This window comes from Leclercia adecarboxylata (genome assembly GCF_023639785.1).
In the GTDB taxonomy this organism is placed as follows: Bacteria; Pseudomonadota; Gammaproteobacteria; order Enterobacterales; family Enterobacteriaceae; genus Enterobacter; species Enterobacter adecarboxylatus_D.
The window spans coordinates 4,316,119-4,342,903 of record NZ_CP098325.1 but is presented as its reverse complement, the minus strand read 5'-3'; the positions used below and the strand labels follow the sequence as shown (position 1 = coordinate 4,342,903).

16 protein-coding genes are annotated in these 26,785 nt (G+C 58.3%); 12 read left to right on the top strand and 4 right to left on the bottom strand.

All coding sequences use genetic code 11. The features are described 5' to 3' along the window. Position 1: 1 nt before the first annotated feature. Entirely contained in the window at positions 2–1,342 is a 1,341-nt protein-coding gene (gntU, locus tag NB069_RS20545; RefSeq protein WP_250586442.1) for a gluconate transporter, read from the top strand. 639 nt (positions 1,343–1,981) lie between these two features. Here the strand turns inward: gntU and NB069_RS20540 are convergent. Next, positions 1,982–2,575 (bottom strand): YhgN family NAAT transporter, encoded by a 594-nt coding sequence (locus tag NB069_RS20540; RefSeq protein ID WP_032614883.1) that lies wholly within the window; start codon positions 2,573–2,575, stop codon positions 1,982–1,984. A 176-nt stretch (positions 2,576–2,751) separates the two neighbouring features. Here NB069_RS20540 and asd point away from each other — a divergent pair, with 176 nt between their 5' ends. The 6 genes from asd to glgP all read left to right on the top strand — a co-directional run bounded on the left by asd (position 2,752) and on the right by glgP (position 13,477). Further along, positions 2,752–3,855 (top strand): aspartate-semialdehyde dehydrogenase, encoded by a 1,104-nt coding sequence (asd, locus tag NB069_RS20535; RefSeq protein WP_250586441.1) that lies wholly within the window; start codon positions 2,752–2,754, stop codon positions 3,853–3,855. Positions 3,856–4,106: 251 nt separating this feature from the next. Continuing rightward, entirely contained in the window at positions 4,107–6,293 is a 2,187-nt protein-coding gene (glgB, locus tag NB069_RS20530) for a 1,4-alpha-glucan branching enzyme (RefSeq protein WP_250586440.1), read from the top strand. Continuing rightward, positions 6,290–8,263, top strand: coding sequence for a glycogen debranching protein GlgX (gene glgX, locus NB069_RS20525; protein WP_250586439.1), 1,974 nt, complete (start codon positions 6,290–6,292; stop codon positions 8,261–8,263). Before glgB ends, glgX begins: the two co-directional genes overlap by 4 nt. A gap of 18 nt (positions 8,264–8,281) precedes the next feature. Beyond that, the gene (glgC, locus tag NB069_RS20520) at positions 8,282–9,577 is read left to right on the top strand and encodes a glucose-1-phosphate adenylyltransferase (RefSeq protein WP_250586438.1); all 1,296 of its coding nucleotides are present in this window, start codon (positions 8,282–8,284) and stop codon (positions 9,575–9,577) included. Continuing rightward, complete coding sequence (glgA, locus tag NB069_RS20515; protein WP_250586437.1) at positions 9,577–11,010, top strand: glycogen synthase GlgA; 1,434 nt, start codon at positions 9,577–9,579, stop codon at positions 11,008–11,010. The genes glgC and glgA overlap by 1 nt, the downstream gene beginning before the upstream one ends. Before the next feature lie 19 nt (positions 11,011–11,029). Then, positions 11,030–13,477, top strand: coding sequence for a glycogen phosphorylase (gene glgP / locus NB069_RS20510; protein WP_250586436.1), 2,448 nt, complete (start codon positions 11,030–11,032; stop codon positions 13,475–13,477). A 128-nt stretch (positions 13,478–13,605) separates the two neighbouring features. On the opposite strand, the gene glpD is transcribed toward glgP, so the two are convergent. Next, complete coding sequence (gene glpD, locus NB069_RS20505) at positions 13,606–15,114, bottom strand: glycerol-3-phosphate dehydrogenase (protein ID WP_250586435.1); 1,509 nt, start codon at positions 15,112–15,114, stop codon at positions 13,606–13,608. 274 nt (positions 15,115–15,388) lie between these two features. Between glpD and glpE the strand changes: the two genes are divergently transcribed. Genes glpE through NB069_RS20490 form a run of 3 tightly spaced genes read left to right on the top strand, consistent with a single transcriptional unit; the run spans position 15,389 to position 17,370 of the window. Further along, positions 15,389–15,718: a thiosulfate sulfurtransferase GlpE gene (gene glpE, locus NB069_RS20500; protein ID WP_250586434.1), complete on the top strand. Its 330-nt coding sequence runs from the start codon at positions 15,389–15,391 to the stop codon at positions 15,716–15,718. Between the two features lie 44 nt (positions 15,719–15,762). Then, positions 15,763–16,593 (top strand): rhomboid family intramembrane serine protease GlpG, encoded by an 831-nt coding sequence (gene glpG, locus NB069_RS20495; protein WP_250586433.1) that lies wholly within the window; start codon positions 15,763–15,765, stop codon positions 16,591–16,593. Between the two features lie 18 nt (positions 16,594–16,611). Continuing rightward, positions 16,612–17,370 (top strand): DeoR/GlpR family transcriptional regulator, encoded by a 759-nt coding sequence (locus NB069_RS20490; protein WP_250586432.1) that lies wholly within the window; start codon positions 16,612–16,614, stop codon positions 17,368–17,370. A gap of 78 nt (positions 17,371–17,448) precedes the next feature. Here the strand turns inward: NB069_RS20490 and malT are convergent, their stop codons facing one another. Continuing rightward, positions 17,449–20,154 (bottom strand): HTH-type transcriptional regulator MalT, encoded by a 2,706-nt coding sequence (malT, locus tag NB069_RS20485; protein ID WP_250586431.1) that lies wholly within the window; start codon positions 20,152–20,154, stop codon positions 17,449–17,451. Between the two features lie 583 nt (positions 20,155–20,737). Here malT and malP point away from each other — a divergent pair. Together malP and malQ are read left to right on the top strand one after the other, a co-directional pair. Next, entirely contained in the window at positions 20,738–23,131 is a 2,394-nt protein-coding gene (gene malP / locus NB069_RS20480; protein WP_250586430.1) for a maltodextrin phosphorylase, read from the top strand. A 9-nt stretch (positions 23,132–23,140) separates the two neighbouring features. After that, positions 23,141–25,225: a 4-alpha-glucanotransferase gene (gene malQ, locus NB069_RS20475; RefSeq protein WP_250586429.1), complete on the top strand. Its 2,085-nt coding sequence runs from the start codon at positions 23,141–23,143 to the stop codon at positions 25,223–25,225. Between the two features lie 125 nt (positions 25,226–25,350). On the opposite strand, the gene gntT is transcribed toward malQ, so the two are convergent. Further along, complete coding sequence (gntT, locus tag NB069_RS20470; protein ID WP_250586428.1) at positions 25,351–26,667, bottom strand: gluconate transporter; 1,317 nt, start codon at positions 26,665–26,667, stop codon at positions 25,351–25,353. Between the last annotated feature and the right edge of the window lie 118 nt (positions 26,668–26,785).

Genomic DNA, 26,785 nt, shown 5'->3' with positions numbered 1-26,785 from the left:
TTTGAGTACGTTAACGCTTGTTTTAACAGCAGTCGGCTCCGTGCTGTTGCTGCTGTTTTTAGTGATGAAGGCCCGTATGCACGCCTTTGTTGCTTTGATGGTGGTTTCTGTTGGTGCAGGTCTTTTTTCCGGAATGCCGCTCGATAAAATCGCGGCGACCATGGAAAAAGGGATGGGAGGCACGTTAGGCTTCCTGGCGATTGTGGTCGCGCTTGGTGCGATGTTCGGCAAAATCCTGCACGAAACCGGGGCGGTCGATCAGATCGCCGTCAAAATGCTGAAATCCTTCGGTCACAGCCGGGCGCACTACGCCATTGGTCTGGCCGGTCTGATCTGCGCCCTGCCGCTGTTCTTTGAGGTGGCGGTGGTGCTGCTGATTAGCGTGGCGTTTTCCATGGCCCGCCATACCGGCACCAACCTTGTGAAGCTGGTTATTCCGCTGTTTGCAGGCGTAGCCGCAGCGGCGGCGTTTCTGCTGCCGGGGCCTGCGCCGATGCTGCTGGCATCCCAGATGCACGCCGACTTTGGCTGGATGATCCTGATTGGCCTGTGCGCGGCGATCCCGGGCATGCTGATTGCCGGTCCGCTGTGGGGCAACTTCATCAGCCGTTACGTTGAGTTGCACATTCCTGATGACGTCACCGAGCCGCATCTGGGCGAGAACAAAATGCCCTCCTTCGGCTTTAGCCTCGCGCTGATCCTGCTGCCGCTGGTGCTGGTGGGGCTGAAAACCATTGCCGCCCGTTTTGTACCTGAAGGCTCTACCGCCTATGAATGGTTTGAGTTTATCGGCCATCCGTTCACCGCGATCCTGGTCGCCTGTCTGGTGGCGATTTACGGTCTGGCGATGCGCCAGGGCATGGCGAAAGACCGCGTGATGGAAATCTGCGGTCACGCGCTGCAGCCGGCGGGCATTATCCTGCTGGTGATCGGTGCGGGCGGGGTGTTCAAGCAGGTGCTGGTTGATTCCGGCGTTGGCCCGGCACTGGGCGGGGCGCTCACCGGCATGGGGCTGCCGATTGCGGTGACCTGCTTCGTGCTGGCGGCGGCGGTGCGTATCATTCAGGGCTCCGCGACCGTGGCGTGTTTAACCGCCGTCGGGCTGGTGATGCCGGTGATTGAACAACTGAACTACTCCGGCGCGCAGATGGCCGCGCTCTCTGTCTGTATCGCGGGCGGGTCTATCGTGGTGTCCCACGTTAATGACGCGGGTTTCTGGCTGTTCGGTAAATTTACCGGAGCGACGGAAGCGCAGACGCTGAAGACCTGGACGATGATGGAGACGATCCTCGGGACGACCGGGGCGATTGTGGGGATGATTGCGTTTACCTTGTTGAGCTAACCCTGGTTTTCTCTCTCTCCCTGTGGGAGAGGGTTGGGGTGAGGGCATCAGGCCGCAGAGATCTTATTTTGTCGGGTGGCGGCTTCGCCTTACCCGACCTACAAAAAATTCAGTTCCCGTAGGCCGGGTAAGCGCAAGCGCCACCCGGCTTTTTTGTGTGTGCAGGGAACATGCGGCAACGGCGGTGGTTCCGTTCACCTTACGTTCAATGCTGCTCTGTATGCCACGTCACCCGTGAACGTGTCAGGGGGGCTTGCCGCCGCCCCCCTGACCACCCCGGCTCCCGGCAAAGAAAATCGCCGCTTCGCGGTTCCTTCGGCTATCGGGTCGGGCACCAGCCTGCATCCATGCAGGCTATGCCCTCTCGGCGCGTCCATGCGCCTCGCCCCGGCCTCCAGTCAACGACTCAGCGATTTTCAGCCGGACCAGGGAGCCGCTGCGGGTGTTGTGCTTATCTGACTATTTTCGCCGCTGAAGATTTAATTTCTGGATATGAGGGCAGGGGCGTAGGCCGGGTAAGCGCAAGCGCCACCCGGCGTCTGGCTCCGGGGTGAACATGAAGTGAACGGAATTACCACTTCTGCTGCATGTTCCCCTCACCCTAACCCTCTCCCCAAAGGGGCGAGGGGATTGTCCGTGCTATCCCTTCATCCACGCCCGAATCCCGTCCAGAAACATCTGCGTCGCCATCATCACCAGGATCAACCCCATCAGCCGTTCCAGCGCATTAACCCCTTTCTCGCCCAGCAGGCGCAAAAACAGCGACGACTGCAGCAGGATGATGAAGGTCCCGCCCCAGGCTATCAACAGGGCAATCACCAGATGGCTCATCTGGTTTGGATACTGATGCGACAGCAGCATCAGCGTCGCCAGAATGGTCGGCCCGGCGACCAGCGGAATCGCCAGCGGCACAATAAACGGCTCTTCGCCCGCTGGCAGGCCGCTGCTGCTGCCTTCGCTGCTCGGGAAAATCATTTTGATGGCGATCAGGAACAGAATAATCCCGCCGGAAATGGAAACCGTTTCAGCGCGTAAATTCAGGAACGCGAGGATTTTCTCGCCGGCAAACAGGAAGATAAACATCACCAGCAGGGCGATGAGCAGCTCGCGGATCATGATGGCCCGACGACGCTTCGGCTCGGTGTGCTTCAGCACCGACATGAAAATTGGCAGGTTTCCGAGTGGATCCATAATTAGGATCAATAAAACAGCTGCGGAAATGATTTCGCTCATCGTAGATTATCCCTGATACTTGTATGGTTTATCCGATGATTAGCTCTTTTTCTGATAGCCGGGCAATCATCGATTAATTTCGCTTGCGACTTTGGCAGCATTTTGTAATGTGAAGCATATCCCAGTTCAATACTGGCTTGCATAAACAGCACACACCCTCTGCAGGAAAAAATGCTATGAAAAACGTTGGTTTTATCGGCTGGCGCGGTATGGTCGGCTCTGTACTCATGCAACGCATGGTTGAAGAGCGCGATTTCGACGCTATCCGTCCGGTCTTCTTCTCCACTTCCCAGCTTGGCCAGGCTGCTCCGTCCTTTGGGGGCACCACAGGCACGTTGCAGGATGCATTCGATCTGGAAGCGCTGAAGGCACTGGACATTATCGTGACCTGCCAGGGCGGCGATTATACCAACGAAATTTATCCAAAGCTCCGTGAAAGCGGCTGGCAGGGCTACTGGATTGACGCGGCCTCCTCGCTGCGCATGAAAGACGACGCCATCATCATTCTTGACCCGGTTAACCAGGATGTCATCACCGACGGCCTGAACAAAGGCGTGAAAACCTTCGTGGGCGGCAACTGCACCGTCAGCCTGATGCTGATGTCGCTGGGCGGCCTGTTTGCCCAGGATCTGGTGGAGTGGGTCTCTGTCGCCACCTACCAGGCGGCCTCCGGCGGCGGGGCGCGTCATATGCGCGAGCTGCTGACCCAGATGGGCCAGCTGCACCAGAGCGTCTCGACCGAGCTGGCTAACCCGGCGTCCGCGATCCTCGATATCGAGCGTAAAGTCACTCAGCTCACCCGCAGCGGCGAGCTGCCGGTAGATAACTTCGGCGTACCGCTGGCCGGTGGCCTGATCCCATGGATCGACAAACAGCTGGATAACGGCCAGACCCGTGAAGAGTGGAAAGGCCAGGCAGAGACCAACAAGATCCTGAGTACCTCGTCCGTGATCCCGGTTGACGGTCTGTGCGTGCGCATCGGCGCGCTGCGCTGCCACAGCCAGGCATTCACCATCAAACTGAAAAAAGATGTGTCTATCCCGACGGTGGAAGAGCTGCTCGCGTCACACAATGAGTGGGCGAAAGTGGTGCCAAACGATCGCGACATCACCATGCGCGAGCTGACCCCTGCGGCAGTGACCGGCACATTAACCACTCCGGTTGGCCGCCTGCGTAAGCTCAATATGGGGCCGGAATACCTTTCCGCCTTTACCGTCGGCGACCAGCTCCTGTGGGGTGCCGCCGAGCCGCTGCGCAGAATGCTGCGTCAGCTGGCGTAATAAATACTTAATACTTAGGGGTGATTTATCACCCCTTTTTTTGCGTACTACATGGAGTAAACGCCAAATGGTCCATAATTTTTCGGGAGTCATATAAAGCGTTGGCTATGCTTTATGGCGGGATGCCACATATTCCGCCTGGAGGTTGGATGGAACAGAGAGGATGCACAGTGTGCTGTTCCGTCCAGGTCACATCAAGGTCGTACCCGGCGCGCGAAAGGGGCGGCAACTAAAAAAACAGGATGAACACCATGTCTGTTCGTATTGATAGAGACGTGATTAATGCGCTTATTGCGGGTCACTTTGCGGATCCGTTTTCTGTACTTGGCATGCATCGCACTGACGCCGGGCTGGAAGTCCGGGCACTGTTACCTGACGCAACGGAAGTGTGGGTGATTGAGCCTAAAACCGGTCGCAAGGTCGGTAAACTCGAATGTATCGATTCACGCGGCTTCTTTGCTGGCGTGATGGCCCGCCGTAAAAACCTCTTCCGCTATCAGCTCGCCGTGATCTGGCATGGTCAGCAGAATCTGATCGACGATCCCTATCGCTTTGGTCCGCTGTTGCAGGAGATGGACGCCTGGCTGCTGTCGGAAGGCACGCATCTGCGGCCTTATGAAACCCTCGGCGCTCACGCCGACACGATGGACGGCGTCACCGGCACCCGCTTTACCGTCTGGGCACCGAATGCCCAACGCGTCTCCGTGGTGGGGCAGTTCAACTACTGGGATGGCCGCCGCCACCCCATGCGCCTGCGCCGTGAAACCGGCATCTGGGAGCTGTTTATCCCCGGGGCGCAAAACGGCCAGCTGTACAAATATGAGATGATCGACGCGCACGGCAAGCTGCGCATCAAGGCCGATCCTTACGCCTTTGAGGCGCAGATGCGCCCGGAAACGGCGTCACTGATTTGCGGCCTGCCGGAGAAAGTCGCCCAGAGCGAAGAGCGTGCCCGGGCTAACCAGTTCGATATGCCGATCTCCATTTACGAAGTCCACCTTGGCTCCTGGCGTCGTCATACCGATAACAATTTCTGGCTCAGCTACCGGGAGCTGGCCGACCAGCTGATCCCCTATGTGAAATGGATGGGCTTTACCCATCTGGAGCTGCTGCCGATTAACGAGCATCCGTTCGACGGCAGCTGGGGCTACCAGCCCACCGGGATGTATGCTCCGACCCGCCGTTTCGGCACCCGCGATGACTTCCGCTACTTTATCAACGCCGCGCACGCCGCCGGGCTGAACGTGATCCTCGACTGGGTACCGGGCCACTTCCCGTCCGATGATTTTGGCCTGGCGCAGTTCGACGGCACCAGCCTGTATGAGCACAGCGACCCGCGGGAAGGCTATCACCAGGACTGGAATACCCTGATCTACAACTACGGTCGCCGGGAAGTGACCAACTATCTGGTGGGCAATGCGCTCTACTGGATCGAGCGTTTCGGCATTGATGCCCTGCGCGTTGATGCGGTGGCGTCGATGATCTATCGCGACTACAGCCGCAAAGAGGGTGAATGGATCCCGAACGAATTTGGTGGCCGCGAAAACCTCGAAGCGATTGAGTTCCTGCGTAATACCAACCGTATTCTTGGCGAGCAGTCGCCGGGCGCGGTGACGATGGCTGAAGAGTCCACCGACTTCCCGGGCGTCTCCCGTCCGCCTTCAATGGGCGGCCTCGGCTTCTGGTACAAGTGGAACCTGGGCTGGATGCACGACACCCTGGATTATATGAAGCTGGATCCGGTGCATCGCCAGTATCACCACGACAAGCTGACCTTCGGCATGCTCTATAACGGCACCGAAAACTTTGTTCTGCCGCTCTCCCACGACGAAGTGGTCCACGGCAAAAAATCGATTCTCGACCGTATGCCGGGGGACGCGTGGCAGAAATTTGCCAACCTGCGCGCCTACTACGGCTGGTTGTTCGCCTTCCCGGGCAAAAAGCTGCTGTTTATGGGCAACGAGTTCGCCCAGGGCCGCGAGTGGAACCACGATACGAGCCTCGACTGGCATCTGCTGGAAGGGGGCGATAACTGGCACCACGGCGTTCAGCGCCTGGTTCGCGACCTGAACCATACCTACCGTCATCACAAAGCCCTGCACGAGCTGGACTTCGATGATTACGGCTTCGAGTGGCTGGTGGTGGACGATAAAGAACGTTCGGTGCTGATCTTTGTCCGTCGTGACAAAGCGGGTAACGAAATCATCGTCGCCAGCAACTTCACGCCTGTCACGCGGCATCACTACCGGTTCGGCATCAATCAGCCGGGTAAATGGCGTGAGGTGCTGAACACCGACTCCATGCACTATCACGGCAGCAATGCGGGTAACGGCGGGCTGGTGCAGAGCGATGAGCAGGAGAGCCATGGCCGTCCACAATCCCTGAGCCTGACGCTGCCGCCGCTGTCCACTATCTGGCTGGTCCGGGAGGGGGAATGACGCAACTCACCGCAGGTAAACCCGCCCCGCTCGGCGCGTGCTACGACGGGAAAGGGGTGAACTTCACGCTCTTTTCCGCCCACGCGGATCGGGTTGAACTCTGTGTGTTTGACGATAAAGGCATTGAGCATCGCTACGATCTGGTGGCGCGTAGCGGCGATATCTGGCACGGCTATCTGGAACATGCCCGTCCCGGCATGCGCTATGGCTATCGGGTGTATGGCCCCTGGGATCCGGCAAAAGGGCTGCGCTTTAACCCGGCGAAACTGCTGCTCGACCCGTGCGCGTATCAGGTTGATGGCACGCTGAATGATGACGTTCTTCTGCACAGCGGCAAAGACGCCCCGGACCATCGGGACAGCGCCGCCGTCGCGCCGAAAAGCGTGGTGGTCAACGATCATTATGACTGGGAAGAGGATGCCCCGCCCAACACGCCGTGGGGCAGCACGGTCATCTATGAAGCCCACGTTAAAGGGCTGACTTATTTGCACCCTGACATCCCGGAAGAGATCCGCGGCACCTATAAAGCGCTCAGCCATCCGGTGATGATTGCCTACTTTAAGCAGCTTGGCATCACGGCTCTGGAATTATTGCCGGTGGCCCATTTCGCCAGCGAGCCGCGCCTGCAGCGCCTCGGCCTGACGAACTACTGGGGCTATAACCCGATGGCGATGTTTGCCCTCGAGCCGCGCTACGCCTCGCATCCTGACCGGGCAAGAGATGAGTTTCGTGATGCGGTGAAGGCGCTACACGAAGCGGGTATCGAGGTCATTCTGGATATCGTCCTTAACCACAGCGCCGAGCTGGATCTTGAGGGGCCGACGTTCTCCCTGCGCGGAATTGATAACCCTAGCTATTATTGGTTAAGAGAGGACGGTGATTATTACAACTGGACCGGCTGCGGTAACACGCTCAATCTCAACCATCCGGCGGTAACAGACTACGCGTATGCGTGCCTGAAATACTGGGTTGAAACCTTCCACATCGACGGTTTTCGTTTTGACCTGGCCCCGGTGATGGGACGCACGCCGGAATACAGCCAGCAGGCGCCGCTGTTTGAGGCCATAAAAAACTGCCCGCTACTTTCGGGCGTGAAGCTGATTGCTGAACCCTGGGATATCGGCCCGGGCGGCTACCAGGTGGGGAATTTCCCGCCGCTGTTTGCCGAGTGGAACGATCACTTTCGTGATGCGGCGCGCCGCTTCTGGCTGGCGCGCGATCTGTCGCTGGGGGCCTTTGCCGGACGTTTCGCGGCATCCAGCGATCTGTTTAAACGCAACGGGCGTCTGCCTTCTGCGTCGATCAATTTATTGACGGCACACGACGGATTCACCCTGCGTGACTGCGTTTGTTTCAATCAGAAACACAATGAAGCAAACGGCGAAGAAAACCGTGACGGCACCTTCAATAACCACAGTTTTAATCATGGTGTTGAAGGCTTAAGTGGCAATCTGGATGTGATTGAACGGCGGCGCGCGAGCGTGCATGCGCTGCTGACCACGCTTTTGCTGTCACAGGGTACGCCGATGCTGCTGGCGGGCGATGAGCATGGCCACAGTCAGCACGGCAACAACAACGCGTATTGCCAGGATAACGCGTTAACCTGGCTGGACTGGCAACAGGCCAATGAGGGATTGTTCGCGTTTACGGCCGCGCTTGTCCATCTGCGTAAGCAGATCCCGGCGCTCACCCAAAATCAGTGGTGGGAAGAGGGGGACGGCAATGTTCGCTGGTTGAATAGAAAGGCGCAACCCCTGGACGCGCAAGAGTGGCAGTGCGGCGTGCCGTGCCTGCAGATCCTGCTTTCGGATAGCTGGCTCATCACGTTCAACGCCACCAATGAGGTCGCAGAAATTGCTTTACCCGAAGGGGAGTGGCGGGCAATCCCCCCATTTGCCGGAGAGGATAATCCGGTCGTTATGACTGCCTGGCATGGGCCTGCGCACGGTGTATGTGTATTCCAGAGATGATAATAAAAGGAGTTGATCATGGTTAGGTTAGATAAGAACGACCCTCTAATGTTGGCGCGTCAGCTGCCATTGAAGTCTGTTGCCCTGATTCTTGCTGGTGGACGCGGTACCCGATTAAAAGATTTAACGATCAAGCGTGCCAAACCCGCCGTCCACTTCGGCGGTAAATTCCGTATCATCGATTTTGCGCTTTCCAATTGTATTAACTCAGGTATTCGCCGCATTGGCGTGATCACCCAGTATCAATCCCACACCCTGGTGCAGCACATCCAGCGCGGCTGGTCGTTCTTCAGTGAGGAGATGAACGAGTTTGTCGATCTGTTGCCTGCCCAGCAGCGTGTACACGGCGAAAACTGGTATCGCGGCACCGCCGATGCGGTCACCCAGAACCTCGACATTATTCGTCGCTACGACGCCGAGTACGTGGTGATCCTTGCCGGGGACCACATCTACAAGCAGGACTACTCTCGCATGCTGATCGACCATGTCGAAAAAGGGGCGCGCTGCACCGTGGCCTGCATGCCGGTGCCCGTTGCGGAGGCGACGGCGTTTGGCGTCATGGCGGTCGATGAAAACGACAAAGTCATCGAGTTCGTGGAAAAACCTGCGAACCCGCCTTCAATGCCGGGGGATGACACTAAGTCGCTTGCCAGTATGGGGATCTATGTCTTTGATGCAGATTACCTTTACCAGCTGCTGGAAGAGGATGACAAGGACGAGACATCCAGCCACGACTTCGGCAAAGATATCATTCCGAAAATCACCAAATCTGGCATGGCCTATGCACATCCATTCCCACTCTCCTGCGTACAGTCCGATCCGAATTCAGAACCGTACTGGCGCGATGTGGGCACCCTGGAAGCGTACTGGAAGGCCAACCTCGACCTGGCCTCTGTGACGCCAGAACTCGACATGTACGACCATAACTGGCCGATCCGCACCCACATGGAGTCCCTGCCTCCGGCAAAATTTGTTCAGGACCGCTCGGGCAGCCACGGCATGACGCTGAACTCGCTGGTGTCCGGCGGATGCATTATCTCGGGCTCGGTGGTGGTGCAGTCGGTGTTGTTCCCGCGCGTGCGGGTGAACTCCTTCTGCAACATTGATTCATCAGTATTGTTACCCGACGTCTGGGTGGGCCGCTCGTGCCGCCTGCGTCGTTGCGTTATCGACCGTGCCTGCATTATCCCGGAAGGCATGGTAATTGGAGAAAATGCGGAAGAGGACGCGCGCCGTTTCTACCGCTCAGAAGAAGGCATCGTGCTGGTTACGCGTGAAATGCTGCGTAAACTGCAGATCAAACAGGAGCGATGATGCAGGTTTTACACGTTTGTTCTGAGATGTTCCCGTTGCTGAAAACCGGCGGGTTGGCGGATGTGATTGGGGCGTTACCGGCGGCGCAAATTGCCGGTGGGGTCGATACTCGCGTACTGTTACCCGCTTTTCCAGATATTCGTCGCGGCATCCCTGACGCCCAGATTGTCAGCCGTCGCGACACCTTTGCCGGGCGCATCACATTACTGTTTGGCCATTACAACGGCGTGGGCATCTACCTGATTGATGCCCCACACCTCTATGACCGCCCAGGGAGCCCGTACCACGACACCAACCTGTTTGCCTATACCGACAACGTGCTGCGTTTCGCGCTGCTCGGCTGGGTTGGCGCTGAGATGGCCTGCGGGCTGGATCCGTTCTGGCGTCCGGATGTGGTGCATGCCCACGACTGGCACGCCGGGTTAGCTCCCGCGTATCTGGCCGTGCGTGGCCATCCGGCGAAATCGGTCTTTACCGTGCACAACCTGGCGTATCAGGGGATGTATTTAGCCAAACACATGGATGAAATCGAACTGCCATGGTCGTTCTTTAATATTCATGGGCTGGAGTTTAACGGGCAGATTTCGTTCCTCAAGGCCGGGCTGTACTACGCCGATCACATCACCGCGGTGAGCCCAACCTACGCGCGGGAGATTACCGAGGCGCAGTTCGGCTACGGCATGGAGGGGCTGCTGACCCAGCGCCATCGCGAAGGCCGCCTGTCGGGCATTCTCAACGGCGTGGATGAAAAAATCTGGAGCCCGGAGACCGATCTGCTGCTGAGCGCGCGCTATAACCGCGACTCGGTGGAGGATAAGGCCGAGAACAAACGTCAGCTGCAGATTGCAATGGGGCTGAAGGTCAACGACAAGGTGCCGCTGTTTGCGGTGGTGAGCCGTCTGACCAGCCAGAAAGGGCTCGACCTGGTGCTCGAAGCGCTGCCGGGCCTGCTGGAGCAGGGCGGCCAGCTGGCGCTACTGGGTGCGGGCGATCCGGTGCTGCAGGAGGGCTTCCTCGCTGCCGCCGCCGAGCATCCGGGACAGGTAGGGGTCCAGATTGGCTATCACGAGGCGTTCTCCCACCGCATCATGGGCGGAGCCGACGTTATCCTGGTACCGAGCCGTTTTGAGCCCTGCGGCTTAACCCAGCTGTATGGCCTGAAGTACGGCACCTTGCCTCTGGTGCGTCGTACAGGCGGGCTGGCGGATACCGTATCCGACACCTCGCTGGAAAACCTGGCGGACGGAATAGCCAGCGGATTTGTCTTTGAGGACAGTAATGCCTGGTCGCTGTTACGCGCGATTCGTCGTGCCTTCGTGTTGTGGTCACGTCCTTCTTTATGGCGCTTTGTTCAACGCCAGGCGATGGCCATGGATTTTAGCTGGCAAGTTGCGGCGCAGTCCTACCGCGATCTTTATCAACGCTTGATGTAACAATGCTGGAATCAGAGATATGAATGCACCCTTTACCTATGCGTCTCCCACGGTAAGCGTTGAGGCGTTAAAGCACTCTATCGCTTACAAGCTGATGTTCACCATCGGCAAAGATCCGGTCATCGCCAATAAACACGAGTGGCTTAACGCCACGCTGTTTGCGGTGCGTGACCGGCTGGTTGAACGCTGGTTGCGCTCCAACCGCGCCCAGCTCTCGCAGGAGACCCGCCAGGTTTACTATCTGTCGATGGAGTTTTTGATTGGCCGCACCCTTTCCAACGCGCTGCTGTCGCTGGGTATCTATGACGATGTCAAAACCGCGCTGGAAGAGATGGGGCTCGATTTAGAAGAGCTGATTGACGAAGAGAACGACCCCGGCCTCGGCAACGGCGGTCTGGGGCGTCTGGCGGCCTGCTTCCTGGATTCGCTGGCGACCCTCGCTCTGCCGGGGCGTGGCTACGGCATTCGCTACGATTACGGCATGTTCAAGCAGAACATCGTCGATGGCCGACAGAAAGAGTCCCCGGACTACTGGCTGGAGTACGGTAACCCGTGGGAGTTCAAGCGCCACAACACCCGCTATAAAGTCCGCTTTGGTGGTCGTATTCAGCAGGAAGGCAAGAAGAGCCGCTGGGTCGAGACCGAAGAGATCCTGGCCGTGGCGTACGATCAGATTATCCCCGGCTACGACACCGACGCTACCAACACGCTGCGCCTGTGGAACGCCCAGGCCAGTAGCGAGATCAACCTGGGTAAATTTAACCAGGGCGACTACTTCGCGGCGGTGGAAGACAAAAACCACTCCGAGAACGTCTCCCGTGTACTTTACCCGGACGACTCCACCTACTCGGGGCGCGAGCTGCGTTTGCGTCAGGAGTACTTCCTGGTCTCTGCGACCATTCAGGATATCCTGAACCGTCACTATCAGCTGCACAAAACCTACGCCAATCTGGCGGAGAAAACCGCGATTCACCTCAATGACACTCACCCGGTGCTGTCGATTCCGGAGCTGATGCGCGTGTTGATTGACGAGCATAAGTTCAGCTGGAACGAGGCGTTCGAGGTGACCTGCCAGGTCTTCTCCTACACCAACCATACGTTGATGAGCGAAGCGCTGGAAACCTGGCCGGTGGATATGCTGGGCAAGATCCTGCCGCGCCACCTGCAGATCATCTTTGAGATTAACGACTTCTTCCTGAAAACCTTGCAGGAGCAGTATCCGCACGACACCGGCCTGCTGAGCCGCACCTCGATTATTGATGAATCGAATGGCCGCCGGGTGCGCATGGCGTGGCTGGCGGTGGTGATCAGCCACAAGGTCAACGGCGTGTCTGAGCTGCACTCTAACCTGATGGTGCAGTCGCTGTTTGCCGACTTTGCCAAAATCTTCCCGATGCGGTTCTGCAACGTTACCAACGGCGTAACGCCACGCCGCTGGCTGGCGCTGGCGAACCAGCCGCTCTCCGAGGTGCTGGACGAGAACATCGGCCGCACCTGGCGCACCGATTTAAGCCAGCTGAGCGAGCTGGAACAGCACGCTGACTTCCCGACGGTGAATAAAGCGGTGCGCGATGCCAAGCTGCTGAACAAAAAGCGGCTGGCGGTGTGGATGGCGCTACACCTGAACGTGGTAGCCAACCCGAAAGCGCTGTTCGACGTGCAGATCAAACGTATTCACGAGTACAAGCGTCAGCTGATGAACGTGCTGCACGTGATCACCCGCTACAACCGCATCAAGGCCGAGCCGGATGCCGACTGGGTGCCGCGCGTCAACATCTTCGCCGGTAAAGCGGCCTCGGCCTACTACATGGCGAAGCACATCATCCATCTGATCAACGACGTGGCGAAGGTGATCAACAACGATCCGCAGATTGGTGACAAGCTGAAGGTCGTCTTCATCCCGAACTACAGCGTGAGCCTGGCGCAGCTGATCATTCCCGCGGCGGACCTCTCTGAGCAGATCTCTACCGCAGGCACCGAGGCCTCCGGCACCAGTAACATGAAGTTTGCCCTGAACGGCGCGCTGACCATCGGCACGCTCGACGGCGCCAACGTCGAGATGCTGGAGCACGTGGGGGAAGAGAATATCTTTATCTTCGGTAACACCACGGAAGAGGTGGAGGCCCTGCGTGCGAAGGGGTACTCTCCGCGTGACTATTACGAGAAGGATGAAGAGCTTCGTCAGGTACTGACCCAGATTGCCACCGGGGTCTTTAACCCGGACGAGCCTGGCCGTTATCGCGACCTGGTGGATTCGCTGATTAACTTCGGGGATCACTACCAGGTGCTGGCGGACTACCGTAGCTATGTGGATTGCCAGGATCGTGTCGACGAGCTGTACCGTAAGCCGGAAGAGTGGGCCACCAAAGCGATGCACAACATCGCCAACATGGGCTACTTCTCGTCGGATCGCACCATCCAGGAGTATGCCGAGAACATCTGGCATATCAAACCGGTGCGGTTATAAAAGCAAAAAGGCAACAACAGTTGCCTTTTTTAGTGTTTGCACCCTCTCCCTGTGGGAGAGGGTCGCGCCAGAAAAAAAGCCGGGTGGCGGCTTCGCCTTACCCGGCCTACTTTTCGGCTTTACTCACATTACGACGCTAACGACAGCTCACGCTTTCCCACACGTTCCGCCAGCCACAGCGCCACGCGGGACTGCTGCTCCGCGTTCAGCCACATCCCCTCTTTAGTGCGACGCCACAGCGCATCGTCCGCGCGGCGTACCCACTCGTGGTCGGCCAGATAACGCAGCTCCGCCTCATAGAACTCATGACCAAAATGTTCGCCCAGATCGGTCAGATCTTTCGCCTCGTTCAGGATCAGCTCGCTGTTGCTGCCGTAGGTGCGGGCAAAGTGGCGGGCCATGGATTCGCTGATAAACGGATAGCGACGGCGCAGTCTGGCCGCGTAGTCATCGCGGTTGCCGCCGATTTCGCCGCCAGGCAATACTGCCCCTTTGGTCCATGCCGGGCCGATACCCTTATAGTACGGGGCCAGTTTTTCCATCGCATGCTCCGCCAGCTTACGGTAGGTAGTCAGCTTGCCGCCAAACACCGACAGCAGCGGCGCGTTGCCCTGGTCATCATGAATATCAAGCGTGTAGTCGCGGGTGATGGCCTGCGGTGAGTCAGACTCGTCATCGCACAGCGGACGCACGCCGGAGTAGCTCCAGACCACGTCGTCGCGCGTCAGCGTCTTCTTAAAGTGCGCGTTATAAACCTTCAGCAGATAGCTGATTTCGCTCTCGTCGATCTCGACGTTCTTCGGATCGCCTTTGTACTCCACGTCGGTGGTGCCGATGATGGAGAACTCATCCATCCACGGGATCACAAACACGATACGTTTGTCTTCGTTCTGCAGAATGTAGGCCTGCTTCTGGGTGTGCACGCGCGGCACCACGATATGGCTGCCCTTGATGAGACGGATACCGTATGGCGACGGCAGCTGCATCCCGTGGTCAAAGAAGTGTTTTACCCACGGACCGGTGGCGTTAACCAGCCCACGCGCCTGCCAGCTGAAACGCTCGCCGGTATCGATATCTTCGGCTTCAACGATCCACAGCCCTTTTTCCCGACGCGCCGAAACGGCCCGGGTGCGGGTTTTGACCTCGCCGCCTTTGCGCTCAACCATCTGCGCGTTGGCGAGCACCAGACGGGCATCGTCCACCCAGCAGTCGGAATATTCGAATCCGCGCACGATTTCAGGCTTCAGCACGGAATCTGCGCCAAAACGCACACCCGCAGAGGCCGGCAGGCTGGTGCGTTTGCCCAGATGGTCGTACATAAACAGACCAATGCGGATCATCCATGCCGGACGCAGATGCGGGCGGTGCGGGAGGCGAAAACGCATTGGCGTGGCGATATGCGGGGCCATTTTCAGCAGCACTTCACGTTCGGCCAGGGCTTCACTCACCAGGCGGAACTCGTAATGTTCCAGGTAACGCAGGCCACCGTGAATCAGTTTGGAGCTGGCGGAGGAGGTGGCACAGGCGAGATCCTGCGCTTCCAGCATCAGGACAGATAGCCCGCGTCCGGCAGCGTCAGCCGCAATGCCCGCCCCGTTAATTCCGCCACCGATAACAATCAGATCTTTGGTTTCCATTGTATCCTCACGCACTTTCGTTAAAGCTCACAAATGTTCGATATCGCTCATATTAGCAAAGGAAATGGATTTTTGTAACATCAAAAAAACAATTTTGAGTGATAGAGCTAACATAATGGCGTTTACCCGCCGCCACGACGTACACTACGCGGTATATTTTTCCCCTCACCCTAACCCTCTCCCCAGAGGGGCGAGGGGATGGTTTGCTCCCTCTCCCTGAGGGAGAGGGCCGGGGTGAGGGGAAATGAATTTGCACTCGATGAAAGAGAACACTATGGAACAATTTGAATGTATTAACGTAGAAGAAGCCCATCAGAAGATGCACCAGGGCACGGCGGTGCTGGTGGATATTCGCGATCCGCAAAGTTTTGCGATGGGCCACACGCCGGGCGCATTCCATCTGACCAACGCCTCCCTCAGCGAGTTTATGCGCGACCACGATTTCGATACCCCGGTGATGGTGATGTGCTATCACGGCAACAGCAGCAAAGGTGCGGCGCAGTATCTGCTGCAGCAGGGCTATGACGCGGTTTACAGCGTGGACGGTGGATTCGATGCCTGGCACCGTCATTTCCCGGCAGAAGTCGAGCACGCCGGCATTTAGGGTATATACTGTCCCCTTTTGTGTGGAATAAGCGACTGCCGCCGATGCTACTGATTACCTCTTTTAACAACCCGCGCGTGGCCCAGGCGTTTGTCGACTATATGGCGACGCAGGGGGTCATCCTCACTATTCAACAACATACGCAAACCGACGTCTGGCTGGCGGATGAGAGCCAGGCCAGCCGGGTTAACGCTGAACTGGCGCGTTTTCTGGAAAACCCCGGCGATGCGCGCTATCTGGCGGCAAGCTGGCAGTCCGGCCATACCGGCAGCGGCCTGCGCTACCAGCGCTTTCCTTTTCTTGCCACCGTGCGCGAACGCGCGGGGCCGTTCACCCTGGGGTTAATGGCGGCCTGTATCCTGGTCTTCATTATGATGAGCGTGGCGGGGGATCAGCAGGTGATGCTGATGCTGTCCTGGCCGTATGACGCCTCGGTGGAGTTCGAATTCTGGCGCTACTTTACCCACGCGCTGATGCACTTCTCGTTCCTGCATATTCTCTTTAACCTGCTGTGGTGGTGGTATCTCGGCGGGGCGGTGGAGAAGCGGCTCGGCAGCGGCAAGCTTATCGTGCTCACCCTTATCAGCGCGCTGCTCAGCGGCTTTATCCAGCATAAGTTTGGCGGTCCGTGGTTCGGTGGGCTTTCCGGCGTGGTTTACGCGCTGATGGGTTACGTCTGGCTGCGCGGCGAGCGCGATCCCGAGAGCGGTATCTACCTGCAGCGCGGGTTGATGACCTTTGCGTTAATCTGGATTATTGCCGGATGGTTCGATCTGTTTGGAATGGCGATTGCCAACGGCGCCCACGTGGCCGGGCTGGCGGTCGGGCTGGCGATGGCGTTTGCCGATACGCTAAATGCGCGAAAACGAACATAATTCTGGCAGGGAACTCCGATGAAACAAACACAACGTCACGACGCCATTATCGATCTGGTGAAAAAGCAGGGATACGTCAGTACCGAAGAGCTGGTGGAGCAGTTTGCCGTTAGCCCGCAGACCATCCGCCGCGACCTTAACGACCTGGCCGATCAGAACCGCATTCTGCGCCACCACGGCGGCGCGGCGCTGCCGTCCAGTTCAGTAAACACCTCCTGGCACGACCGCAAAGCGACGCAGACCTCCGAGAAGGAGCGCATCGCCCGTAAAGTGGCGAGCCAGATCCCCAACGGCGCGACGCTGTTTATCGACATCGGCACCACGCCGGAAGCGGTGGCCCATGCTCTGCTCGGCCATGAAAACCTGCGCATCGTGACCAACAACCTGAACGTGGCCACCACCCTGATGCAGAAAGAGGATTTTCGCATCATTCTGGCAGGCGGTGAGCTGCGCAGCCGTGACGGCGGCATTATCGGTGAGGCGACCCTCGACTTCATCTCCCAGTTCCGCCTCGACTTTGGCATTCTGGGGATCAGCGGCATCGATACGGACGGCTCGCTGCTGGAGTTTGACTACCACGAAGTGCGCACCAAGCGGGCCATCATTGAGAACTCGCGCCACGTCATGCTGGTGGTGGATCACTCCAAGTTTGGCCGTAACGCGATGGTGAATATGGGCAGCATCAGCATGGTGAATGCGGTCTATACGGACGTGATGCCGCCGGCGGGAGTGTTGCAGGTAATTAAAGACAATAATGTGCAGTTAGAACTGTGCTGACTGTGGTGTCGGGTGGCGCTGCGCTTACCCGACCTACAAAGCGTAGGCCCGGCAAGCGTAGCGCCGCCGGGCGATGCATTACACCCCATACCCCATCATCTTCAACAGCTGCTGCGCATGCTGTACCGCATCCTGACGGTGGGCAACCCCCAGCTTCTGATACAGATTACGAATGTGCGTTTTAATGGTGGTGGCCGCCACGGCCAGCTCACCGGCAATCTGCTCATTGCTGTAGCCTGAGTAAATCAGCCCAAGCACCTGCCATTCGCGCTGGGTCAGCGGGCTGGTGCGGATCAGCTCCGGCACTTCCGGGTGAGTCAGCAGCCGCTCGACGAAGGTTTCGTCAAAGTGGGCAAACTTGTGGCGATGATGCTGGTTAATCTCGCGCAGGATACGCTGGGCGCGATGCTGATCCAGCTCCGGCAGGGTATTGAGCTGAATAAGCTGGCGCAGCTGCTGCGCCATGGTCTCGCCTTCAATCACAAAGTGGCTGATAAACCCGGTGCGGTTCGCCAGCTGCAGCGCTTCCAGCAGCACGCGCTGGGCGTCATTCTTACGGCCAGCCTGCCAGTAGAGCTGGTTTTGCAGCAGCAGGTTGCGGTTGAGATCGCTCATCAGACGCAGGCTGCGGGCATTCTCGTTCAGCTCTTCCAGCACCATCTCTGCCGGTTCAAACTCGCCCAGCAGGATCTGCGCCCGGGCGATGTTGCGCCACTGGCTCTGCAGGAAGTGGTTATTGGCAAACGCCGGTTTCGGCGTCTGGCGCAGCCAGTTGGCCGCCGATTTCTTATCGCCGGTCATCTGCCAGTAGATCACCCGCACCTTATCGGCGTTGGATACCCAGTCGCTGTGGTACTGGCCGTTGCCGAGCAGGTTTTCCAGACGGTTAAGGTGGTTACGGGCATTGTCCAGATCGCCGCGCGCCAGGGAACACTGAACCAGCAGGCCCAGACACTGCAGCTGCTGCTGCGGCTGGTAGGTGGAAAGCACATTGACCCCCATGCGGGCGGTGCTTTCGGCTTCGTCCAGACGTGCCCACGCCCACAGCAGTTGGGCGCGAATGCGCAGCAGGAACTCGTGCATCGGCAGCTGTTCCAGATGCTGATCGCGGATCAGGTTGAACGCTTTTTCCTGCGTCTCCCAGGCGGCCTGCAGGAAGCCCTGGGCAAATAAAATTTCGCTCTGCTGGATCAGGCTCCACAGGGCGTAGTGCCAGACGTCGTGACGGCGCGCCATCTGCTCGGTCTGCTGCATCAGCGACAGGGAGCGGGTGAGATCGCCTTTACAGTGCAGCACTTCGCCATGCACCGAGGTGGCAACGATGCGGCTGTAGAAGTTCGCCAGCGGCAGCTCTTCCAGCGCGACCATCGCCAGGCGCTCGGCCTCTTCCTGGTCGCCGTCGTTGATGGCTACCTGCGCGCGCAGGGCGTTAAATTCGCCGTGCAGGGCGGCGTCCATCTCGCCTTTCATCTCCTGCTCGGCGCGGGCCAGCAGGGTGTTCACTTCGCTGTAGCGGTGCTGGCTCTGCATCAGCCAGGCCTGCAGCAGCACCAGACGCGGATTTTCCAGCAGGCTTTCCCACGGCAGGGCGCGGAGCGACTCCTCCAGCAGGGCCAGCTCGCTGTGATTAAACAGGCTCCAGGCGTGGTTGAGCAGGATATCGCGCAGCATATGGGCGTCGCCCGCTGCCAGGGCGTGGTGAATGGCCTCGCTCGGGAAGCCCTGCGCCATCCAGCTCTCGGCGGCGGCGCGGTGGATTTCCGGCAGCTCGGTCGCCAGCTCCCACTGGCAGCGCTGGCGCAGGAAGCTGCCGAACAGCGGGTGATAGCTGAACCATTCCCCGGAGTCGTCCATACGCTGCAGGAACAACCCCTGACGTTCAATCTCTTCCAGGCGCATCTGGCCGTTGTCTTCGCCGGTGACGCGCACAATCAGCGCATCGTTCATCGAGCGCAGCAGGGAGCTTTTCAGCAGGAACTGGCGGGTGGATTGATCGACGCTGTCGAGCACTTCATCCACCAGATAATCGGAGAGATGGCTGGCATTGATCCCCGACAGACGGCGGGCGGACTGCTGCGTCGAGCTGTTGTTATGCCGTGCGGAAAGGGCAATCAGCTGCAGGGCGGTCGCCCAGCCTGCCACGTCGTCGCACAGGCGGCTGCTCTCAGCCACCTCGATAGGGGATTTCAGTCGGCAGTCGAAGAACTGCTTCGCTTCCTGATGGGTGAAGGAGAGCTGCTGGCTGCCCACTTCCAGCAGCTGGTCGCGCACGCGCAGGTTGGCGATGCCCAGCTGCGGCAGATTGCGCGACAGGATCACCAGGGTCAGGTTCTCTGGCTGATGGCGCAGGAAGAAGCGCATCGACTCATGAATAACCGGGTTGGTGATCAGGTGGTAATCGTCAATGACCAGATAGAGCGGGCGATGCCATTCGGCCAGCTCGATAAACAGCTGCGAGAACAGCGAGGAGAGGCTGGCGTACTGCCGCTTTTGCACCATGCTTTCGCTGGTCACGCAGTGTCCGTTGGTCGCCTGCTGAACGGCAGCGATCAAATAGCTGGCAAAACGCTCCTGCTGGTTGTCGCCCTCATCCAGGGAGTACCAGCCGAGATCGGTTTTGCCGGATGCCCACTGCGAAATGAGCGTTGTTTTGCCGTACCCGGCAGGGCTCGTTACCAGCGCCAGTCGGAAATTGTTCGCGCCGGAAAGTTTCGCCAGCAAGCGTTCGCGGACCACAGTATGGTCAAGACGAACCGGGCGACTTAATTTGGACGGAATCAACATAGGTTTCACTTCACTGTGTGGAAATCGAGATTTTTGATTTTTTTTGCGCTTCGTAATTAATGCATATAAGGTCGGTCAGAAACTTCTTTATTGCAAGTTATGTCCGGGTTTTATGTCCCTTAATTTGCACTCTGTCACAAAAAGTCAGAAGGGGGAAGGGAACTTTTTAAATGAGCCCCGAAAGCGCATGGATACTGGCCTGGTGAGATGCCGGACGGTTAAGCATAAAAAGGAATATAGAATCGTAAATGCTGTGAAAAGTTAATAAAGTCCTGGAATGATAACTTGCCTGAAATAACAATCCGGAAGGCAGTAAATTCTGAATGATATTACGTCGGGTAAGTAATTATTTCCTGCCGGTATATTTCAGTCGAAACTGCATTTCATTTCTTTGACTTCCTTCCCGGTAATCTCATCCTCAATGCCCCACACTCCGGCAACAGAAAGTGGCCGCGATCACACTTTATCGCTCATCCCTGCTACTCCTCCCCGCCTAATCCCCGGCAGGAGGAGGAAGAGCCATAAGTAGCCAGGCACACTAGCACCAACGTTTTATTTTCTCTCTACAGGATGCAGATTCCCTATGTCACAGCCTACTTTCAACAAAGCTCAATTCCAGGCTGCCCTGACGCGTCAGTGGCAGCGTTTTGGACTACATGCCGCTGAAGAGATGACCTCCCGCCAGTGGTGGCAGGCCGTCAGCGGAGCGCTCGCAGAGCTGCTGAGCGCCCAACCCGCGGTAAAACCGGCGAAAGGCCAGCGCCACGTCAACTATATCTCGATGGAGTTCCTGATTGGCCGCCTGACCGGCAACAACCTGCTGAACCTCGGCTGGTATCAGGAGGTGAGCGATGTACTGAACACGCACAACGTCCACCTGACCGACCTGCTGGAAGAGGAGATCGACCCGGCGCTGGGTAACGGCGGTCTGGGGCGTCTGGCGGCCTGCTTCCTCGACTCCATGGCGACGGTAGGGCAGTCGGCTACCGGCTATGGCCTGAACTACCAGTACGGTCTGTTCCGTCAGTCCTTCGCTGACGGCCAGCAGATGGAAGCCCCGGATGACTGGCATCGTGGCAGCTACCCGTGGTTCCGTCACAACGAAGCGCTGGATGTGCAGGTGGGCATTGGCGGTAAAGTGACGAAAGCGGGCCAGTGGGAGCCGGGCTTCACCATCACCGGCCAGGCCTGGGATCTGCCGGTGCTGGGCTACCGTAACGGCGTGGCACAGCCGCTGCGCCTGTGGCAGGCGACGCACGCTCACCCGTTCAATCTGACCCGATTCAACGACGGCGAATTCCTGCGTGCCGAACAGCAGGGCATCGACGCCGACAAGCTGACTAAAGTCCTCTACCCGAACGACAACCATCTGGCGGGTAAAAAGCTGCGCCTGATGCAGCAGTACTTCCAGTGCGCCTGTTCCGTGGCCGATATCCTGCGTCGCCATCACCTGGCGGGCCGCAAACTGGCCGAGCTGGCGGATTACGAAGTGATCCAGCTGAACGATACTCACCCGACCATTGCCATCCCGGAACTGCTGCGCGTGCTGATCGACGAGCATCAGCTGAGCTGGGACGACGCCTGGGCCATTACCAGCAAAACTTTCGCCTACACTAACCACACCCTGATGCCAGAGGCGCTGGAGTGCTGGGACGAGAAGCTGATTAAAACCCTGCTGCCGCGCCATATGCAGATCATCAACAAGATCAACGACCAGTTTAAAAAGTTGGTGGATAAAACCTGGCCGGGCGATAAAGCCGTCTGGGCGAAGCTGGCGGTGGTGTTCGATAAGCAGGTGCGCATGGCTAACCTCTGCGTAGTGAGCGGCTTTGCGGTAAACGGCGTGGCGGCACTGCACTCCGACCTGGTGGTGAAAGATCTGTTCCCGGAATATCACCAGCTGTGGCCGAACAAGTTCCACAACGTCACCAACGGCATCACGCCGCGCCGCTGGATCAAACAGTGCAACCCGAAGCTGGCCGCGCTGCTGGACGCCTCCCTGGACAAAGAGTGGGCCAACGATCTCGACCAGCTGATCAACCTGGAAAAGTATGCTGACGATGCAGCGTTCCGCGAGACGTACCGCACCATCAAGCAGGACAACAAAGTGCGCCTGGCGGCGTTCGTTAAAACCCGCACCGGGATTGAGATCAACCCGAACGCGATTTTTGATATCCAGATTAAACGTCTGCATGAGTACAAGCGTCAGCACCTGAACCTGCTGCACATTCTGGCGCTCTACAAAGAGATCCGCGAGAACCCGCAGGCCGACCGCGTGCCGCGCGTGTTCCTGTTTGGCGCGAAAGCGGCGCCGGGCTACTACCTGGCAAAAAATATTATCTTCGCTATCAATAAAGTGGCCGACGCGGTGAATAACGATCCGCAGGTGGGCGACAAGCTGAAGGTGGTCTTCCTGCCGGATTACTGCGTCTCTGCGGCTGAGCTGCTGATCCCGGCGGCGGACGTCTCCGAGCAGATTTCTACTGCCGGTAAAGAGGCCTCCGGTACCGGCAACATGAAGCTGGCCCTGAACGGTGCCCTGACGGTGGGAACCCTCGACGGCGCGAACGTAGAGATCGCCGAGCAGGTGGGCGACGAGAACATCTTTATCTTCGGCCATACTGTGGAAGAGGTGAAAGCCATTAAAGCTAAGGGTTACGACCCGGTGAAATGGCGTAAAAAAGACAAACTGCTGGACGCGGTACTGAAAGAGCTGGAGAGCGGTAAATACAGCGACGGCGACAAGCATGCGTTTGACCAGATGCTGCACAGCATCGGCAAGCAGGGCGGCGATCCGTATCTGCTGATGGCGGACTTTGCGGGCTACGTCGAGGCGCAGAAGCAGGTTGATGTCCTGTACCGCGACCAGGAAGCCTGGACCCGGGCGTGCATTCTGAACACCGCACGCTGCGGCATGTTCAGCTCTGACCGCTCAATCCGCGACTACCAGGCCCGCATCTGGCAGGCAAAACGCTAAGGAAGCGCGATGGAAAGTAAACGTCTCGATAATGCCGCGCTGGCGGCGGGGATCAGCCCCAGCTACATCAATGCTCATGGTAAACCGCAGTCGATTGGTGCTGAAACCAAGAGACGTCTGCTGGATGCCATGCATAAAGCCAAACCCGTCGTGAAAGCGGCGGTCACCCCCGTCCCGAACGTGATGGTCTACACCGCGGGGAAAAAGATGCCGCTGACCCTCGAAGGCAGCGGCGACTATAGCTGGCTGCTGACCACCGAGGAGGGGCATCAGCATAAGGGCCATACCACAGGCGGTAAAACGCTCAACCTTCCGGCAAAACTGCCGGAGGGTTACCACACCCTGACGCTGACCCAGGACGGCAGCCGCTGGCACTGTCGGGTGATTGTGGCGCCAAAACGCTGCTACGAGCCGCAGGCGCTGAAAGAGGGCAAAAAGCTGTGGGGCGCCTGCGTGCAGCTCTACACGCTGCGCTCTGAGAATAACTGGGGGATCGGCGACTTCGGCGATCTGAAACAGATGCTGACCGATGTCGGCAAGCGCGGCGGGGCCTTTATCGGCCTCAACCCCATCCACGCACTCTATCCGGCTAACCCGGAGAGCGCCAGCCCGTACAGCCCGTCGTCCCGTCGCTGGCTGAACGTGATTTATATCGACGTAAACGCCGTTGAAGATTTCCGCAACAGCGACGAAGCCCAGGCATGGTGGGGCATGGAGACCACGCGTCAGGCGCTGCAGCGCGCCCGCGATGCCCAGTGGGTGGATTACGCCACCGTCACCGCCCTGAAAATGGCCGCCCTGCGCATGGCGTGGAAAGGCTTTGCCCGGCGTAACGACGACCAGATGGCGGCGTTCCGCGAGTTTGTTGCCCGTGAAGGAGAGAGCCTCTACTGGCAGGCGGCGTTTGATGCCCTGCATGCGTACCAGGTGAAAGAGGACGAAATGCGCTGGGGCTGGCCGGTCTGGCCTGAGCAGTATCAGTCCGTGGATTCCCCGGCGGTGAAAGCGTTTTGCGAAGAGCATGCTGAAGAGGTCGATTTCTACCTCTGGCTGCAGTGGCTGGCGTACAGCCAGTTCGCGGCCTGCTGGCAGGAGAGCCAGGGTTACAACATGCCGATTGGCCTCTACCGCGACCTGGCGGTGGGCGTGGCCGAGGGCGGGGCGGAGACCTGGTGCGATCGCGAGCTCTACTGCCTGAAAGCGTCCGTCGGTGCGCCGCCGGATATTTTAGGCCCGCTGGGTCAGAACTGGGGCCTGCCGCCGATGGATCCGCACGTGATTGCGGCCCGCGCCTATGAGCCGTTTATCGAACTGCTGCGCGCCAACATGCAGAACTGCGGGGCGCTGCGTATCGACCACGTGATGTCGGTCCTGCGCCTGTGGTGGATCCCGTACGGCGAAACCGCCGATCACGGCGCCTACGTGCATTATCCGGTGGACGATCTGCTCTCTATCCTTGCCCTGGAGAGCAAACGCCACAACTGCATGGTGATCGGCGAAGACCTCGGCACCGTGCCGGTGGAAATCGTCAGCAAGCTGCGTGACAGCGGCGTTTACTCTTACAAGGTGCTCTATTTTGAAAACGACCTTGAAAAGAACTTCCGCGCGCCGGAGGCGTATCCAGAACAATCAATGGCAGTCGCGACGACGCATGACCTTCCTACGCTTCGGGGCTGGTGGGACAGCGGCGACCTTACCCTGGGCAAGACGCTGGGTCTCTACCCTGATGACGTAATGCTGCGCGGGCTGTACCAGGATCGCGAGCTGTCGAAGCAGGGGCTGCTCGATGCGCTGCACGCGCACGGCTGCCTGCCGAAACGCACCGGGCATAAGGCGTCGATGATGTCGATGACCCCCACCCTTAACCGTGGCCTGCAGCGTTATATCGCCGACAGTAACAGCGCCCTGTTAGGGCTGCAGCCGGAAGACTGGATTGACATGGCAGAACCGGTGAACATTCCGGGTACCAGCTACCAGTACAAGAACTGGCGGCGTAAGCTCTCCACCTCCCTTGAAGCGATGTTTGCGGACGAAGGGGTGAACAAGCTGATTAAGGATATCGATAAGCGGCGAAAAGCGGCCGCGAAGAAGTGATAAAAAACCCGCCAGAAGGCGGGTTTTTTAGTGCCCGGTGACGCGTAGCGATCCGGGCCTACGGAATGTACATGCTCTGCTTTTGTAGGCCGGGTAAGGCGCAGCCGCCACCCGGCACTATCACATCACACTACCATACCCAGCAGCAGACACCCGATCAGGCCGCAGACGGAGATGATGGTTTCCAGCATGGACCAGGACTTGATGGTTTCACCGATGGTCAGGTTGAAGTACTCCTTGAACAGCCAGAAGCCCGGATCGTTTACGTGAGAGAAAATCACGCTACCGGAACCGACCGCGATAACCATCAGCTCAGGGCTGACGCCGGTAGTTGCGATCAGGGGGGCAACGATACCGCCCGCAGTGATAGCGGCAACGGTGGCAGAACCCAGCGCGATACGCAGGACCGCCGCGATAGACCACGCCATCAGGATTGGGGAGATATTGGTATCATGCATCATAGAGGCGATGTATTTATCCACGCCGCTATCAACCAGAACCTGTTTGAACGCACCGCCACCACCGATGATCAGCAGCATCATAGCGATGATTTTGATCGATGAGCCCAGGGTATCGTTGATCTGGTCCATGGAGCGGCCACGGTTCAGACCGAAGGTGAACAGCGCAATCAGAACGGCGATCAGGGTTGCCATCACCGGGTCACCCAGGAACTCGGCCACGCCCAGAACCGGATGGCCTTTCGGCAGGACCATTTCACAGACGGCACGCAGGGCCATCAGGACGACCGGTACCAGAGAGGTCCAGACGCTGACCGCAAAGCTTGGCATCTCGGCTTCGGTAAAGGTTTTCGCGTTGTACAGACCTTCCGGGATCGGCTTGTCGATACCTTTCAGGCAGCGGGCAAATACCGGGCCGGCCAGAATAACGGTCGGGATGGCAAGGATGGTACCGAACAGCAGGGTTTTACCCATGTCCGCATGGAAGATGGTCGCGATTGCGGTCGGGCCCGGGTGCGGCGGCAGGAAGCCGTGCGTGACGGACAGCGCAGCGGCCATCGGCACGCCCACATAGAGCAGCGGGATGCTGGCAGAGGCCGCGATGGTGAACACCAGCGGCAGCATCAGCACGAAGCCCACTTCGTAGAACAGGGCGAAACCAACGGTAAAGCCGGTTAAGACCACCGCCCACTGAATGTTGTTTTTACCGAATTTGGCAATCAGCGTGGTCGCGATGCGCTGTGCGCCACCGCAGTCAGCCAGCATTTTACCGAGCATGGCACCGAAGCCCATGATCAGCGCCAGGCTACCGAGCGTACCGCCCACCCCAGCTTTAATGGAGCTGATAACTTTTACCAGCGGCATACCCTGCATCAGGCCGACAGCAAGTGCCACCAGAACAAGGGCGATAAAGCCGTTCATTTTGAAACGGATCATCAAGAGCAGTAACAGGATTACACCGATAGCGACGATGACTAATGGCATGATTATCTGGCCTTAAAATTGTTATGGGTAACGTCATTGTTTCAACGACATATTAATGTTGCCCCAACTGGGAACAGCTAACTGATGGCACACAGTCTGGCTGCCTTCTAAATCTTTA

Excerpts from the sequence above, each read along its gene's own strand:
- glpG (WP_250586433.1), top strand. The coding sequence starts at position 15,763 with ATGCTACTGATTACCTCTTTTAACAACCCGCGCGTGGCCCAGGCGTTT.
- glgX (WP_250586439.1), top strand. The coding sequence starts at position 6,290 with ATGACGCAACTCACCGCAGGTAAACCCGCCCCGCTCGGCGCGTGCTAC.
- glgA (WP_250586437.1), top strand. The coding sequence starts at position 9,577 with ATGCAGGTTTTACACGTTTGTTCTGAGATGTTCCCGTTGCTGAAAACC.
- glgB (WP_250586440.1), top strand. The coding sequence starts at position 4,107 with ATGTCTGTTCGTATTGATAGAGACGTGATTAATGCGCTTATTGCGGGT.
- glpE (WP_250586434.1), top strand. The coding sequence starts at position 15,389 with ATGGAACAATTTGAATGTATTAACGTAGAAGAAGCCCATCAGAAGATG.
- malT (WP_250586431.1), bottom strand. The coding sequence starts at position 20,154 with ATGTTGATTCCGTCCAAATTAAGTCGCCCGGTTCGTCTTGACCATACT.
- glgP (WP_250586436.1), top strand. The coding sequence starts at position 11,030 with ATGAATGCACCCTTTACCTATGCGTCTCCCACGGTAAGCGTTGAGGCG.
- asd (WP_250586441.1), top strand. The coding sequence starts at position 2,752 with ATGAAAAACGTTGGTTTTATCGGCTGGCGCGGTATGGTCGGCTCTGTA.
- NB069_RS20540 (WP_032614883.1), bottom strand. The coding sequence starts at position 2,575 with ATGAGCGAAATCATTTCCGCAGCTGTTTTATTGATCCTAATTATGGAT.
- malP (WP_250586430.1), top strand. The coding sequence starts at position 20,738 with ATGTCACAGCCTACTTTCAACAAAGCTCAATTCCAGGCTGCCCTGACG.
- malQ (WP_250586429.1), top strand. The coding sequence starts at position 23,141 with ATGGAAAGTAAACGTCTCGATAATGCCGCGCTGGCGGCGGGGATCAGC.
- gntT (WP_250586428.1), bottom strand. The coding sequence starts at position 26,667 with ATGCCATTAGTCATCGTCGCTATCGGTGTAATCCTGTTACTGCTCTTG.
- glgC (WP_250586438.1), top strand. The coding sequence starts at position 8,282 with ATGGTTAGGTTAGATAAGAACGACCCTCTAATGTTGGCGCGTCAGCTG.
- glpD (WP_250586435.1), bottom strand. The coding sequence starts at position 15,114 with ATGGAAACCAAAGATCTGATTGTTATCGGTGGCGGAATTAACGGGGCG.
- NB069_RS20490 (WP_250586432.1), top strand. The coding sequence starts at position 16,612 with ATGAAACAAACACAACGTCACGACGCCATTATCGATCTGGTGAAAAAG.